The organism is Pseudomonas sp. B21-041 (genome assembly GCF_024748675.1).
GTDB classification, from domain to species: Bacteria; Pseudomonadota; Gammaproteobacteria; order Pseudomonadales; family Pseudomonadaceae; genus Aquipseudomonas; species Aquipseudomonas neuropathica.
The window spans coordinates 357,006-371,872 of the sequence record NZ_CP087175.1 but is presented as its reverse complement, the minus strand read 5'-3'; the positions used below and the strand labels follow the sequence as shown (position 1 = coordinate 371,872).

The 14,867-nt window shown below is 57.8% G+C and carries 14 protein-coding genes and 1 tRNA gene; 8 read left to right on the top strand and 7 right to left on the bottom strand.

Features of this window, described 5'->3' with window-relative positions:
• The first annotated feature begins 34 nt into the window (after positions 1–34).
• Positions 35–1,411 (top strand): Vps62-related protein, encoded by a 1,377-nt coding sequence (locus LOY43_RS01630; protein WP_095125300.1) that lies wholly within the window; start codon positions 35–37, stop codon positions 1,409–1,411.
• Here LOY43_RS01630 and LOY43_RS01625 read toward each other — a convergent pair.
• Positions 1,392–2,147 (bottom strand): ABC transporter substrate-binding protein, encoded by a 756-nt coding sequence (locus tag LOY43_RS01625; RefSeq protein WP_095047162.1) that lies wholly within the window; start codon positions 2,145–2,147, stop codon positions 1,392–1,394. The genes LOY43_RS01630 and LOY43_RS01625 overlap by 20 nt on opposite strands.
• A gap of 322 nt (positions 2,148–2,469) precedes the next feature.
• Between LOY43_RS01625 and LOY43_RS01620 the strand changes: the two genes are divergently transcribed.
• The gene (locus tag LOY43_RS01620) at positions 2,470–3,987 is read left to right on the top strand and encodes a serine protease (protein WP_258709107.1); all 1,518 of its coding nucleotides are present in this window, start codon (positions 2,470–2,472) and stop codon (positions 3,985–3,987) included.
• Positions 3,988–4,040: 53 nt separating this feature from the next.
• Here the strand turns inward: LOY43_RS01620 and hisF are convergent, their stop codons facing one another.
• The 6 genes from hisF to LOY43_RS01590 all read right to left on the bottom strand — a co-directional run bounded on the left by hisF (position 4,041) and on the right by LOY43_RS01590 (position 9,028).
• Positions 4,041–4,811, bottom strand: coding sequence for an imidazole glycerol phosphate synthase subunit HisF (gene hisF / locus LOY43_RS01615; RefSeq protein WP_007897430.1), 771 nt, complete (start codon positions 4,809–4,811; stop codon positions 4,041–4,043).
• Between the two features lie 9 nt (positions 4,812–4,820).
• Positions 4,821–5,558, bottom strand: coding sequence for a 1-(5-phosphoribosyl)-5-[(5-phosphoribosylamino)methylideneamino]imidazole-4-carboxamide isomerase (gene hisA / locus LOY43_RS01610; RefSeq protein WP_003220753.1), 738 nt, complete (start codon positions 5,556–5,558; stop codon positions 4,821–4,823).
• A gap of 42 nt (positions 5,559–5,600) precedes the next feature.
• The gene (locus tag LOY43_RS01605) at positions 5,601–5,861 is read right to left on the bottom strand and encodes a DUF2164 domain-containing protein (protein WP_064117035.1); all 261 of its coding nucleotides are present in this window, start codon (positions 5,859–5,861) and stop codon (positions 5,601–5,603) included.
• The gene (gene hisH / locus LOY43_RS01600) at positions 5,862–6,500 is read right to left on the bottom strand and encodes an imidazole glycerol phosphate synthase subunit HisH (RefSeq protein ID WP_007909206.1); all 639 of its coding nucleotides are present in this window, start codon (positions 6,498–6,500) and stop codon (positions 5,862–5,864) included.
• Entirely contained in the window at positions 6,500–7,093 is a 594-nt protein-coding gene (gene hisB / locus LOY43_RS01595) for an imidazoleglycerol-phosphate dehydratase HisB (protein ID WP_007909204.1), read from the bottom strand. The genes hisH and hisB overlap by 1 nt, the downstream gene beginning before the upstream one ends.
• Positions 7,094–7,363: 270 nt before the next feature.
• Positions 7,364–9,028, bottom strand: coding sequence for an OFA family MFS transporter (locus LOY43_RS01590; RefSeq protein WP_250602785.1), 1,665 nt, complete (start codon positions 9,026–9,028; stop codon positions 7,364–7,366).
• A 223-nt stretch (positions 9,029–9,251) separates the two neighbouring features.
• Between LOY43_RS01590 and LOY43_RS01585 the strand changes: the two genes are divergently transcribed.
• The 6 genes from LOY43_RS01585 to sbnA all read left to right on the top strand — a co-directional run bounded on the left by LOY43_RS01585 (position 9,252) and on the right by sbnA (position 14,866).
• Positions 9,252–9,656 (top strand): acetyl-CoA sensor PanZ family protein, encoded by a 405-nt coding sequence (locus LOY43_RS01585; RefSeq protein WP_093430030.1) that lies wholly within the window; start codon positions 9,252–9,254, stop codon positions 9,654–9,656.
• Between the two features lie 78 nt (positions 9,657–9,734).
• On the top strand, positions 9,735–11,960 hold the full coding sequence (locus tag LOY43_RS01580) for an AsmA family protein (RefSeq protein ID WP_258709106.1): 2,226 nt from the start codon (positions 9,735–9,737) through the stop codon (positions 11,958–11,960).
• On the top strand, positions 11,957–13,024 hold the full coding sequence (gene mutY / locus LOY43_RS01575) for an A/G-specific adenine glycosylase (protein WP_258709105.1): 1,068 nt from the start codon (positions 11,957–11,959) through the stop codon (positions 13,022–13,024). Before LOY43_RS01580 ends, mutY begins: the two co-directional genes overlap by 4 nt.
• The gene (locus LOY43_RS01570) at positions 13,021–13,293 is read left to right on the top strand and encodes an oxidative damage protection protein (protein WP_016986336.1); all 273 of its coding nucleotides are present in this window, start codon (positions 13,021–13,023) and stop codon (positions 13,291–13,293) included. The genes mutY and LOY43_RS01570 overlap by 4 nt, the downstream gene beginning before the upstream one ends.
• A 104-nt stretch (positions 13,294–13,397) precedes the next feature.
• Positions 13,398–13,473: transfer RNA gene (locus tag LOY43_RS01565), tRNA-Phe, on the top strand.
• Positions 13,474–13,891: 418 nt separating this feature from the next.
• Positions 13,892–14,866: a 2,3-diaminopropionate biosynthesis protein SbnA gene (gene sbnA, locus LOY43_RS28705; RefSeq protein WP_309475309.1), complete on the top strand. Its 975-nt coding sequence runs from the start codon at positions 13,892–13,894 to the stop codon at positions 14,864–14,866.
• The last annotated feature ends 1 nt before the right edge of the window (position 14,867 follow it).

Sequence of the window (14,867 nt, the reverse complement as noted above, 5' to 3'; positions counted from 1 at the left end):
GCCCTCGCGTCGCTTTCAACTATCAGGAATCATCATGACTATTGAAGACAACACCGCAGCGCATCCCATACCCATGGAACCGATCATGCAGGACAATCTGCTGATCAACTTCACCACGGAGTTTCACCGGGTCTGGAGCACTAACGGCTCAAAAGCCAAACCCGCCACATTCTGGCGCCCCACCCCTGCTCCGGATGCATTGCCGGGCTACTTTCCGCTGGGCGACGTGCTCTTTCCCGGCGACGCCAATATCAATGGCGAAATGGTCGCAGCAGTAGTCTGCGAGAAAGATATGGAAGGGTCCTTAAGCACTAAAGGAAAGGCACTGGCCCGCCCTGCCGATTTTGAACTGGTCTGGAAAGAAACCGGAGCGCCCAGTGTCACTCGCATGTCGATCTGGCGACCTCTGGCACCCGTCGGTTACGTCGCTCTGGGGCTCGTGTGCTCCAACGATCACTGCAAACCTTCGTTGAACTCGGTGCGCTGCGTCAGGCTCGACCTGGTCATAGCGGCGAACGTCGGTGATCTGATCTGGAATGACAAGGGCAGCGGTGCCAAGCTCAGTTTCAGCGCTTTTGGCATCGAACCTTCGACTGCCGCCGCAGGCGACATCCATTTTGCGCCCGGCACCTTCGTGGGCATCCAGGGCTACAGCAAGCCGGCAGCACCTTCGACGGCGTATGGCTTGCGCATGCAAATCCCGCTGCAAGTCAGCGCATCGCCGCAAATTCCGACCCTCACCGGATACACGAAGCCCGTAGTGAACGAACCCGCCACCGTCACCCAGATTGCCCACCTGCCTTGGTTCGCAGTGCGAGATCATGCTCATCCCGGCGAACAGTTTCGCAATTCGCCTTACTACGAACTGAAGAGAACTGACGAATATGTGCTCATTGGCCACGAGCGCAATGAATCGGACAAGTATCGGGCCGTTAAATGGACAGCACCACGTCTGCAGAACGCGGTGACAATGCGTATGTTCCATAGTTTTACCGCCATGGAAATCGTCAAAGCCTGGCCGACCGTGCCTCTCAGCGATATCCGCATGACAAAATTCTCGGCCTGCCTGCCAAAAAGTTTGACCCGCACTGAAACGTCTTCCAACGGTTGGAACGAGCTACGACCTCAAGTGGTGATTGCCATGGCGCCGAAGCAAACATCCGTCGCGGTTTATCAGATGCAAAGCCATTACGAGTTGGTACGGGAAGACGGTACTCAAGTGGCGGTCGACTTTGGTTATACCGATGATTCAAGCGTTCTGCTGACGCAATATCCGCCGGAGTTCGTCGAGCTCGCCAGCGCGTGTCCGCCGCTGACGACAGACACCCCGACAATATCTGGCACCGATGGCGCCAACGCTAAAGAGCAGCCATCATCGGGCCCGGATGTCGTTATAGATACCGCCCCATGATTTCGTCCACCACGCCTTCTTTGCGCAACTGATCCAGCGCAGCCTGAAGCTTGGCGACCACTTCGTCGGAGACGTCCTTGTTCAGCGCCAGATACAGTTCTGCACTGTTGAAACGCAGCACGGTCTTGAGACCGGTGACACCGTCCTGCCGCGCCAGATAACGCCCGGCAGGATCACCGGTGGCCCACAGGTCGATCTGACCATTGACCAGTTTCTTCGCGTTGTCCTGATCGCGCAGCACGACTATCGGCTTCAGACCTTGTTTGGTCAGTGTCTCGGCAATCGCATCACCCTTGTAGGCACCGATTTTGTACTGGCGCGCATCATTGAGGGTTTCGAGGGTGATCTTGCTGTCAGCCTTGGCCAGCATGATCCAGTCATCCGGACCGATCGGGCCGACCCATTTGAAGAGCTTTTCGCGGTCCGGCAGACGCGCCATCACGAAGGCGCCATAACCGGGATTTTCCAGAGCCAGTTTGTAGACGCGCTCCCAAGGAAAGCGCAGGGTCAGGCTGTAAGTGATGCCGGCACGCTGGAACACTTCGCGCACGATGTCGGTGGCGATGCCATTGATGTTCTCGCCTTGGGCGAAGTTCTTGCCGTTTTTCGCCATGTTATACGGCGGGAAATTTTCGGTAAGGAGCACCAGATCGGTGTCGGGACTGTTTTCGGCGCGGGCAGTGTTGATGAGCAACATCGATGCACTGGCGAGAACAAGAAGCAGGCGTTTGATCATGTCGGGCTACCGGAATCCATGGCGTGCCCAAGAGTGCCTTGGGTGCGCCATGCTGTCCACTGGCCTGTATGGTTTTCGATCCTGACCCGATTAAAAAGCATCAGCACGTGCTGACGTATCAAAAAAACAGCATGCGAAAGAACAGTTCTCAGCCGAATCAGAGATTTCTGCGACCTTCACCGACCTCACATGTTTGACTTGCAGACAACAGCACTCACAACTAGTCACATTAGCCAGCACATACCGAACAGCACAACGAATTACACTCACCAGCGAAATACAGTTACTCCATTAATTCCTGAAATACGGTCAAGGATTGATCATGACTAATAAAGCCCGAATATTTTTTGCGTGCTCAGCAATAGCACTCACACTTCCATTGATCTCCTGTGCAGGCACCACAGCCGAAGCGCCGGAAGCAATTCTGCTAAGTAACGCGGGTGGCGACTTTAATCACTGGAACGGCATTGGCAAAATTTTCAAAGACGATAGACCTTATTGCAGCGCATTCCTGCTAGACACTCGCGAAACAGGCAAAGAAGCAAACGGGCCAGCTTACGTAATGACCAATGCGCACTGCACTTCCATCAGAGTCGGCACAATCGCTGACATTGCTTATCAAGGTCAGATACAGTTCGATTTTTTCCATGACACACTCGCGGACGCCAAGCGTTATGACATCGACAAGGTCAATTGGGCCAGTTTCGCCAGTACTGATATCGCTATATTGCAGTTAGGCACCTCACTGGACAGCCTGCTGAAAGACGGAATAACCCCACTCAAGCTCGCGGCGGCAGCACCACGCAACGTCAGTCAGGTGAACCTGGTAAGCGCGCCAGCCACTGCAGCCGGCTTGAGGCTTTCCACCTGCACACAAGAGCCGACCCACACAACCCTGATCAAGTATTTGAACATTCACACCGACTACCAAAAGCAGAACTGCAAAGGAATTGAGCCTGGCTCATCGGGCGCTCCGGTGATCGATGCTGAAACGGGACAAGTGACCGGCATATTATCCGGCACTACTTACGGTATTCCTTCGGATGACTTGTGTTTCTGGCATGGTCTGTGTGGAGATAAAAATACACAATCTCTATTGCCGCATCAGGCTAGCCAAAGTTTTCCTGTCGACTATCTGACTGCTTGTTTCGTTAATGGAACATTCCGTCTCGACACAGAAAACTGCGCACTCACTCCCAACTCAAACTTTCAGCTCAGATTAAACTCAAGAGCCATTACAGACATCGGACTGCACAAAACACCCAACAACACTAACCAGTCAGCGCCAAAATGGGATATCAATTTTTCCATGAGTACCGAGTTCTATCGCTTCAAGACTGTTCGTGATGCACAGGCTTGTTATTCACCTGACCACTACAGCGACCGAATCAGTACAACCAACGCAAAAGTGCAATCAGAAATTGGCCGAGAACCCGGACTGCATTATTTATGTTTGATTGGCGTGAACTCAATCGATCAACAAGCCGATAGCCGACTTCTTGGAAACGCCCAAATCCTGGCAGCAAGAGTCGTAACTCCCGTTCCGATGCAATTACCCGCGCCGACACTCACCATTGAGCCAGACGGCGATTATCTTTTTATAAAGTACCGCGAAGAGGCGGATCGCAATCTCTGGACCCGGATATACACGGGCCCGACAGAAGAAACCAATTGCTCCGAGATCAATCCTGAGCACTACAGCAAAGTCGACGACGGGTTTTACACCCCCGTTCAGGCGCTGCCATTGACGCTATGCAGTTACACGATGGATCGAAACCTGAGTGTTTCAGAGGTTCGGACTGATCAGCTTTACCCTACGCAATCCCGGATAGCAGAATGAGCCATGTGGCGGGTCTCGCTCGACGCGAAGTCCGCCACAGCACCGATGGCCATCTAACGCATCACGATCCCGCGATGCGCCATATAGGCCTTGGCTTCCTGCACGGTGTATTCGCCGAAATGGAAAATACTCGCTGCCAATACGGCGCTGGCATGGCCCTCGAGAATGCCGTCAGCCAAGTGCTGCAGATTGCCGACGCCGCCGGAAGCGATCACCGGGATGCCCAGCGCATCGCTGATCGCGCGGGTCACGCCGAGGTCGAAACCGTTTTTCATGCCGTCCTGATCCATGCTGGTCAGCAGGATCTCACCGGCACCGAGGCCTTCCATTTTCTTCGCCCACTCGACCGCGTCGAGGCCGGTTGGCTTGCGCCCGCCGTGGGTGAAGATTTCCCAGCGCGGGGTTTCGCCCGGGCCGGAGACTTTCTTCGCGTCGATGGCGACAACGATGCACTGCGAGCCGAAATGCTGCGCCGCTTCACCGACGAACTCCGGGTTGAACACGGCAGCGGTGTTGATCGACACCTTGTCCGCGCCGGCATTCAGCAGATTACGGATGTCCTGCACGGTACGCACGCCACCGCCGACGGTCAGCGGGATAAACACCTGGCTGGCCATGCGCTCGACAGTATGCAGCGTGGTGTCGCGACCATCGACGCTGGCGGTGATGTCGAGAAAGGTAATCTCGTCGGCACCCTGCTCGTCATAACGACGGGCGATTTCCACCGGGTCACCGGCGTCACGAATGTTTTCGAACTTCACACCTTTGACGACCCGGCCGTTGTCCACGTCCAGGCAAGGGATGATGCGTTTGGCCAGCGCCATGGTCAGTCCTCAGCCTTGGTACGAATCGCAGAAAGCTTGCGCTTCGGCGACGTCGAGGGTGCCTTCGTAAATCGCCCGGCCGGTGATGGCGCCGATGATGCCTGGTGCTTTGGCGTCGAGCAGCGACTTGATGTCACCCAGATTGTGGATGCCGCCGGAAGCGATCACCGGGATCTTGGTAGCAGCGGCCAGCGCAGCGGTGAACGGCACGTTGCAACCCTGCATCATGCCGTCTTTGGCGATGTCGGTATAAACGATCGAGGAGACGCCGTCGGCTTCAAACTGCTTGGCCAGATCGATGACCTGCACGGTGCTGATTTCAGCCCAGCCATCGGTGGCGACGAAACCGTCTTTGGCATCCAGACCGACGATGATCTTGCCCGGGAACGCGCGGCAGGCCTCAGCGACGAAGGCCGGATCTTTAACGGCTTTGGTACCGATGATCACGTAGCTGACGCCAGCCTTGACGTAGTGTTCGATGGTTTCCAGCGAACGGATGCCGCCACCGATCTGGATCGGCAATGTCGGATAGCGCTTGGCAATTGCAGTCACCACTTCGCCGTTGACTGGCTGGCCTTCGAACGCGCCATTCAGATCGACCAGATGCAGACGGCGGCAACCGCCCTCCACCCACTTGGCAGCCATGCTCACCGGGTCATCGGAGAACACCGTGGAATCTTCCATGCGGCCCTGGCGCAGACGTACGCAGGCACCGTCTTTAAGATCGATAGCGGGAATAATCAGCATCTGGCAAACCTTCAAATTTGAATGTTCAGCTTGGCTCGGAAATCAGTTTTTCTCGAGCGCCCACAGGTCGCTTTCGATGCTTTCAAACCGCTCTTTGAGGTGGGTCTGCACATCGAAAATCGCCCTGTTGTAATAGTGCGGAGCAATTTCGCGGGTAAATAACTCAAGAATTTCCGCCGCTTCGAACGACCCCAGGTCCAATTCGAAACGGTCTTCCATGAACCGCTGAATCTTGCGATTGGCGTCGCTCTCCTGCTCGGCAGTGAGGGTCAGAATCGGCGGTTTGGATTTCTTGGCAGCCATTTACCAGCGACCATCCCATGCGGCGAAGTTCTGCAGTAATTGCAGGCCATGGGTATGGCTCTTCTCCGGGTGGAACTGCACGGCGAAGCGCGAGCCGTCAGCCAGCGCTGCAGCGAAGTCGACGCCATAGTGACCGCCACCGACCACCTGCCGCGCGTTGGCGGCGGCGATGTAGTAGCTGTGCACGAAGTAAAAACGCGCCATGTCCGGAATGTCATGCCACAGCGGGTGGCTGACCTTCTGCTTCACCTCGTTCCAGCCCATGTGCGGGACTTTCAGGTGCTCGCCGTCTTCATGCAGGTCTTTGCCGAAGAACTTCACCGCGCCCGGGAACAGGCCGATGCAGTCGACGCCGTCGTTCTCTTCACTGGTGTCGAGCAACGCTTGCATGCCGACACAGATACCGAGGAACGGACGATCCTGGCTGACTTCACGCACCAGTGAATCGAAGCCGAGGCGACGGATCTCCGCCATGCAGTCGCGAATCGCGCCAACACCGGGGAACACCACGCGGTCAGCTTCGCGAATCACGGCGGCATCGCTGGTGATCAGCACTTTACCGGCGCCGACGTGCTCGAGGGCTTTGGCCACCGAGTGCAAATTGCCCATGCCGTAATCGATAACTGCAACCGTCTGCATTACAGAACGCCTTTGGTCGATGGCATTTGCCCGGCCATGCGCTCATCCAGCTCGACAGCCATGCGCAGCGCGCGGCCGAAAGCCTTGAACACGGTTTCGATCTGGTGGTGGGTGTTGGTGCCACGCAGGTTGTCGATGTGCAGACTGACCAGCGCGTGGTTGACGAAGCCCTGGAAGAATTCCTGGAACAGGTCAACGTCGAAGCCGCCCACGGTGGCGCGGGTGTACGGCACGTGCATCTGCAGGCCCGGGCGACCGGAGAAATCGATCACCACACGCGACAGCGCTTCGTCGAGCGGTACATAGGCATGACCATAGCGACGGATGCCTTTTTTATCGCCGATGGCTTTGGCAAACGCCTGGCCGAGGGTGATACCGACATCTTCCACCGTATGGTGGTCGTCGATATGCAGATCGCCCTTGCATTCAATATCCAGGTCGATCAACCCGTGACGGGCGATCTGATCCAGCATGTGCTCAAGAAAAGGAACACCGATATCGAATCGGGCCTTTCCGGTGCCATCAAGGTTGATCGAGGCTTTGATCTGGGTTTCCAGAGTGTCGCGCTCGACAGACGCCTTACGTTCGGCCATCACCAGCTCCGCAAAATCATTGGGCGAAAAAGGCAGCCATTATAGGCACGCGAGGCGCAAACAGAAACACGAGAGGTGAGATGGCTGACGGATAGAATGCCCGGCTGTCGCGGGTAGACATGTCCATACAAGCCATAAAGGGCAATGATCGCTCCCACGCTCTGCGTGGGAGTGCAGCCCCGGACGCTCTGCGTCCGCTTCGAATGTGACGCAGAGCGCCACGGGAGGCATTCCCACGCAGAGCGTGGGAACGATCAGGTAGAAACGAACTTAGTGAAACAGTACCGCCGTCTTCTGCAGGGTCACCCACACCCCCCACGCCAACGGAATACCCACCACCAGCCACGCAGCGATCGCCAGCGGCTTGCTGCCCGGGGCGGCTTTCCACTCCAGAACCGTGCTGGCATCAGCACCCTTGTCGTGGCCCAGCGCCTGTTCGGCAGCCAGCTCAGCGTCAGTCATGAAGTACTTGTCGGCCACCGGACGCACCATCAGGTTGCACAGGAAGCCCAGCACCAGCAGGCCTGCGAGGATGTACAGGGTGATGTCGTAAGCGGCAGCGCGTTCAACGCCGATGCTCAACTGATACTCACGCAGGTAGTTCACCAGCACCGGACCAAGCACGCCGGCCGCAGCCCAAGCGGTCAGCAGACGACCGTGGATCGCACCGACCATCTGCGTACCGAACAGGTCGGCCAGATACGCCGGCACCGTGGCAAAACCGCCGCCGTACATCGACAGAATGATGCAGAACGCCGCCACGAACAGCGCAACGTTGCCCAAATGGCCCATGTTCGGGATCAGCGCGTACAGGGCAAAACCCAGGGCGAAGAACACGAAGTAGGTGTTTTTGCGGCCCAGGTAGTCCGAGAACGAAGCCCAGAAGAAGCGGCCACCGATGTTGAACAGGCTAAGCAGACCGGTGAAACCGGCAGCAATCGCAGCGATCGAGGCCAGTTGCCCGGCGTCGAGCTGACCAAACGGCACATCGACACCCAGCAGTTTGCCGCCGAACACTTCCTGCAGCAGTGGCGAAGCCATGCCGAGGATGCCGATGCCGGCAGACACGTTCAGGCACAGCACCAGCCAGACCAGACGGAATTGCGGGGTTTTCCACGCCACATTCACGTGCACGTGACGGTGGGTGATCATCGAGTTCGAGGCTTTCTTCGCCGGAGCGGTCCAGCCTTCAGGTTTCCAGCCGGTTGGCGGGACACGGTAAGCCAGAGCACCACCGATCATGAACACGAAGTAGATCGCGGCCATGGCGACGAAGCTCTGCCAGACGCCGACACCGGTTGGCGAAGCGAAGTGGCTCATCAGCGCGGTTGCCAGCGGTGCACCGACCATCGCGCCGCCACCGAAGCCCATGATTGCCATGCCGGTAGCCATGCCGCGCTTATCCGGGAACCACTTGATCAGGGTCGAGACTGGCGAGATATAGCCAAGGCCCAGACCGATACCGCCGATCACGCCAGAGCCGAGCCACATCAGCCAGATCTGGTGGGTATAAATACCCAACGCGGAGATCAGCAGACCGCCGCACCAGCACAGTGCCGATACCACACCGGCCTTGCGCGGACCTGCGTGCTCCAGCCAGCCACCCCAGATCGCTGCCGAGCAGCCGAGGAAGATGAAGAACAGCGTGTAGATCCAGCCGAGCATCGAGATCGGCCAATCACATTGCGACGAGAACACTTGTGCGATGAAGCTCATGTCCGGTGCGCAAGCCACCGGAGCAGTCACGCCCAGCGCCTTGGACAGCGGCAACCAGAACACCGAGAAGCCGTAGGCCATGCCGATGCACAGGTGGATGGCCAGAGCGGCCGGTGGGACTAGCCAACGGTTGAAACCGGGCTTGGCGATGATGCGTTCCTTGGATAGGAACGCGGGCTGATCGGCTTTGAGGCCGTCCGCCGTGATGCTCGTGCTCATTGTGTATCCCCCAATTATTAGTATGGTTCGCCAGCCACTGTTCACCCCCGGCCTTTATGCACGCAGGCATGACCGTTTTTTGGGTGAAGCTCCTTGAAGGCGCGACGTTAAGTCGCAGAAGGACGGACGAACGGGCGAAGGTTACCATTTGCACGTGACAGAAAAACCAAACTGATATCACCTTTTTTCTGTCGTCTGATCTCGTATCACTCAGGAAAACGCCATGCCAATCGTCGTACAAGCGCTGAACGCCGCCAATTATCAGGACCAGGAGGATTTGCGGAAGATTTATCGCGACGCGCCGGACTGGCTGTTTGCGCCGTTTTCCGGTGAAAACAATCTGATCGACCGCACTCTCGCCGAGGGAAGTTTTATTGCCGGGCGTTTCAACGACCGCTTGCTCGGTGCCGCGCGCCTGCAGAGGCACCACGACGTTTGGTACTTGTCCCATTTATGCGTACGAAAAGTTACCCGTCGCCGTGGGGTTGCTGAACGGCTGGTGAACCAAGCGCAGAAAATGGCGTCGCAAGCGGGGGCTGAACTGCGTCTGCTGGCGCCTGCCGGGCATCCTGAAGCCTTGGCAATTGCAGCGAAGTTACACCTCCCGCTGGAGGTACTGGCAACATGACGCCACACCGAACCGGGCAATTGCAGCGCTATACTCCCCGGCTAAATTACGAATTCGACTAATTACAAGGACTCGCCCATGAAAGCGTTCGGCAAAATCCTGGGTCTGGTACTTCTCGGATTGTTGCTGATCATTGTGGCGGCAGGTTTTGCCCTGACCCACCTCTTCGATCCCAACGATTACAAAGACGAGATTCGCCAGATAGCCCGCGACAAGGCCCACATCGAGCTGACGCTCAATGGCGACATCGGCTGGAGCCTGTTCCCGTGGCTCGGCCTGGAACTGCACGAGGCCAGCGTTGCCACCCTGATCAATCCGACTGAACCGTATGCCGATTTGCAGATGCTCGGCCTGTCCGTGCGCGTGCTACCGCTGTTGCGCCGCGAAGTGCAAATGAGCGATGTCCGCGTTGAAGGACTGAACCTGCGCCTGAAACGCGACAAAAACGGCCACGGCAACTGGGAAGACATCGGCAAGGTGCCGACAGCCGCCGCACCTGCCGGCAGCCCGGCACCTGCCAGCGCAGCCACTGCAGAAGCGCCTGCCCAACCGGAAAAACCGCCACAGCCGATCCGCCTCGACATCGACAGCCTGACCGTCAACAACGCCCGCGTTGAATACAACGACGAGCTGACCGGCAAGCAATTCAGCGCCGAGAGCATCCAGTTGAGCACCGGCCCGGTACACGATTCGACGAATATTCCGGTGAAAGCCACGGCATTCCTCGGCACCAACCAGCCGGTCCTGCGCGTGCGTACCGAGCTCACTGGCGAGCTGCGCATCGAGCGCGCGCTGCAGCGCTACAGGTTCGAAGATATGAAGCTGTCCGGCGAGCTGGCTGGCGATCCGTTGCAAGGCAAGACCATGACCTTCGCAGCTCAGGGCCAGTTATCGCTGGACAAAGCGGCGAACGTCGCCGAGTGGACCGGCATCAAGATCTCCGCCAACCAGTTGCGCGCGCTGGGTGAACTGAAAGCCAACGACCTCGACAAGACTCCGCAGATCTCTGGCGGCCTCTCCATCGCCCAGTTCGATCTGGCGAAATTCGTCGACAGCATCGGCCAGAAACTCCCGGCCATGGCCGAAGGCAGCCTGAGCAAAGTCGAACTGGTCAGCCGCGTGGCCGCCACGCCAACCAGCATTGCCTTCGACAATATCAATCTGAAACTCGACGACAGCAGCTTCAGCGGCCGCATCGCCGTCGAAGACTTCGCCAAACAATCGCTGCGGGCAATTCTCAAGGCCGATACGTTCAACGCTGACCGCTACCTGCCGCCGAAATCGGCACAAGCCAACAGCGCCACGCAAGTGCGTCAGGCCGAAGTCGCCAGCACCGAAGCCGATGCCATGGCCGGTGCCGGCTCCACGCCGCTGCCGGACAAACCGAGCAAAACCGCCTGGAGCACCGAGCGCCTGCTACCGGTTGAGCGCCTGGCCAAACTCGACGTCGACGCCGACCTGACTTTTGGCCAACTGACCCTCGACAAGTTGCCGATCCAGAACGCCGCACTGAAAGCCACCGGCCAAAGCGGCTTGCTGACCCTGACCAACCTGAGCGGCGAACTGTACAACGGCGGTTTCGCCGCCAATGGCACCCTCGATGTGCGCCCGAGCGCGCCTGTGCTGAACCTGCAGACCAAGCTCAATCGCGTGCCTGTAGAAAAAATCCTCGAAAGCCAAGGCAAGAACCCGCCGGTCAAAGGTCTGGTGACCCTCACCAGCAATATCACTGGCAGCGGCAACAGCCAGCAGGCGCTGATCGATACGCTTAACGGCAACGCCATTTTCGTGATTAACAACGGCGTGCTGCTCAACGCCAATCTTGAACAGCAACTGTGCAAAGGCATCGCCACGCTTAACCGCAAAACCCTCAGCGGCGAACCACGCGGTAAAGACACGCCATTCCAGGAACTCAAGGGCAACCTGACTTTCCGCAATGGCATTGCCAGCAACCCGGACCTGAAAGTGCGCATCCCCGGCATGACCGTCAACGGTGACGGCGACATCGACTTGCGCGTGCTCGGCATGGACTATCGCGTCGGCATCATCGTCGAGGGTGACACCAGCGCCATACCGGATCCTGCGTGCCAGGTAGGCGAGAAATTCGTCGGTGTCGAATGGCCGCTACGCTGCCGTGGTCCGCTGGAGCTGGGCGCCAAGGCCTGCCGCGTCGACAACGATCGCCTCGGTCAGGTCGCGACCAAACTGGCCGGCGACAAGCTCAGTGAAAAAATCGACGAAAAACTCGGTGACAAGGTCAGCCCGGAATTGAAAAACGCATTGAAGGGGCTGTTCAAGCGATGAGAGCGGAGCAATTTTCCACGGCGGTGCTGGATTGGTTCGACCGCCACGGCCGCCACGATCTGCCTTGGCAGCAGAAAATCAACCCGTATCGGGTGTGGGTGTCGGAGATCATGTTGCAGCAGACCCAGGTCAGCACCGTGCTCAATTACTTCGACCGTTTCATGGCCGCGCTGCCGACGGTCGAAGCGCTGGCAGAAGCCCCCGAAGACGAAGTGCTGCACCTGTGGACCGGGCTGGGTTACTACACCCGCGCGCGCAATTTGCAGAAGACCGCGAAGATCGTCGTCAGCCAGTACGCTGGCGAGTTTCCGCGTGACGTTGAAAAGCTTACGGATCTACCGGGCATTGGTCTGTCCACTGCCGGCGCGATTGCCAGCATCAGCATGGGCCTGCGCGCGCCGATCCTCGACGGCAACGTCAAACGCGTGCTGGCGCGCTTTACCGCGCAAGAGGGCTACCCCGGCGAACCGAAGGTCGCCAAACAACTGTGGGCCACCGCTGAACGCTTTACGCCGCACGATCGGGTCAACGCCTACACCCAGGCGATGATGGATCTCGGCGCCACGCTGTGCACGCGTAGCAAACCGAGCTGCCTGCTGTGTCCGCTGGAACGTGGCTGCGAAGCGCACATGCTCGGCCTCGAAACCCGCTACCCGATTCCCAAGCCGCGCAAAACCATTCCGCAGAAGCGCACGCTGATGCCGATGCTGGCCAACGACGACGGCGCGATTCTGCTTTACCGTCGCCCCTCAAGCGGTTTGTGGGGCGGTCTGTGGAGCCTGCCGGAGCTCGACGACCTCGATGACCTGCAACATCTCGCCGATCAGCACTCGCTGACCATGGGCGAGCAGCAGGCCCTGCCGAGCCTTGTTCACACGTTCAGCCATTTCCAGCTGTCCATCGAACCCTGGCTGGTTCAGGTGCAGGAGGCCGTCCATCACGTGGCCGAGGCCGACTGGCTCTGGTATAACCTCGCCACCCCGCCGCGCCTGGGCCTCGCCGCCCCGGTCAAAACCTTGCTCGAACGCGCGGCCGCCGTCTTGAATGCAGGAGAGTCGCCATGACCCGCACCGTAATGTGCCGCAAGTACAAAGAAGAATTGCCCGCGCTGGACCGCGCCCCTTTCCCGGGCGCCAAAGGTCAGGATATTTTTGACCACGTCTCGGCCAAGGCCTGGGCTGACTGGCAGAAACACCAAACCCTGCTGATCAACGAAAAGCGTCTGAACATGATGAACGCCGAAGACCGCAAATATCTTCAGGGCGAAATGGACAAGTACTTCTCCGGCGAGGAATACGCCAAGGCCGAAGGCTACGTTCCGCCTGCTGAGTAAACCCTGCAAAATCGGGGGCCGGATCGTAAGCGACGGAATTAATTTAAGAAATTTTAAAAAAGTCGTTGACGTAAATCCGAAAAACCCTTTTAATGCGCCCCGTTGCCCAGATAGCTCAGTCGGTAGAGCAGGGGATTGAAAATCCCCGTGTCGGCGGTTCGATTCCGTCTCTGGGCACCAAATACCGAAAACCCTGAATCGCAAGATTCAGGGTTTTTTTATGCCTGCGATTTGATCACGCCTATCTGTCCGCCCCGCAACGCCCTCCTCTCGATACACCTCAAACCCGCCTGTACTGAAAAATACCCAAAATCTGTATCTCTCCCCATGTAGGAAAATTCGCCAGTATTCCTCCAAGCCTTGGCGAGCCAACGACTGGCTCTACTTTGCGCCCCGCAACACTCTGGGCCCCTGAAGCCCTCAGAGCGCAAAACCTGATTTTTTGAATAGATCGGCGTCCACCGCAAGGTCACTTCCTGTCCAGCTAAAAAATCTAAAAACAAACCCAACAGGCGAACTGCATTTACTGCTTTTCAAACATTCCAGGATGAATGCTGGCGCCCCTGTGCGCCCGGCAAAAGAGCGAAACGGACGACGTATGATCAAGCAACTTATCAATGAAGACAGTTATGTGCAGATTGGCGATCTGTGCAGCGCAACGATTCAGCTGAAAATCGAAGGACTGAATCCTGCCGGATCGATCAAGCTCAAAACCGCACATGCCCTGATCACGGATCTGGAAAACCAGGGCCGGATTCACCATAAGACTCGCCTGGTCGAATCTTCCTCGGGGAATCTGGGGGTCGCGCTGGCCATGGTCTGCGCCGCCAAGGGTTACAAGTTTGTCTGTGTGATCGACCCGAACATTTCTGCGCCGAACAGAAAACTCATGCAGGCAATGGGTGCCGAAATGATCATGGTCGATCAGCGTGACGAAAACGGCGGCTACCTGAATTCGCGTATCCGTTTGATCGAGCAACTGGTCGCAGAGAACGCCGACTACATCTGGCTCAATCAATACAAAAACCCGACCAACCCCCTCGCTCACTATCAAGCTACCGCAAAGTCCATCGCCCATAAATTTCCACACGTGGACTACTTGTTCGTCGGCGCCGGTACTACCGGTACTTTGATGGGCTGCAAGAACTACTTCGCCGAACACCATCCGCACACCAAAGTGATTGCCGTCGATACGGTCGGCTCGGTGACCTTCGGTCTGCCGGGCGGTACGCGGCATATCCCGGGGCTGGGTACCAGCCGTCTGCCAGAGATCTTCGAGCCGTCGGGGATTCACGACTTCGTATCGATCGCCGAGGAACAGACGATCAAGGTCTGCCGCTGGCTGGCGCAACGCTACGGCCTGCTTTTTGGTGGCTCCACCGGCACTGTCCTGGCGGGCATCCAGCAATGGGCGCCGCACATCCGTCCTGACGATGTCGTCGTGGCGATCTCCCCCGACATGGGTGAGCGCTACCTCGAAACCATCTACTCCGATGACTGGGTCACCCAGCGGATCGGCGCAAGCGCTTTGCAATCACTCTTCCCAGAAATCGCTCTGGCACTCTCGGCGTAAT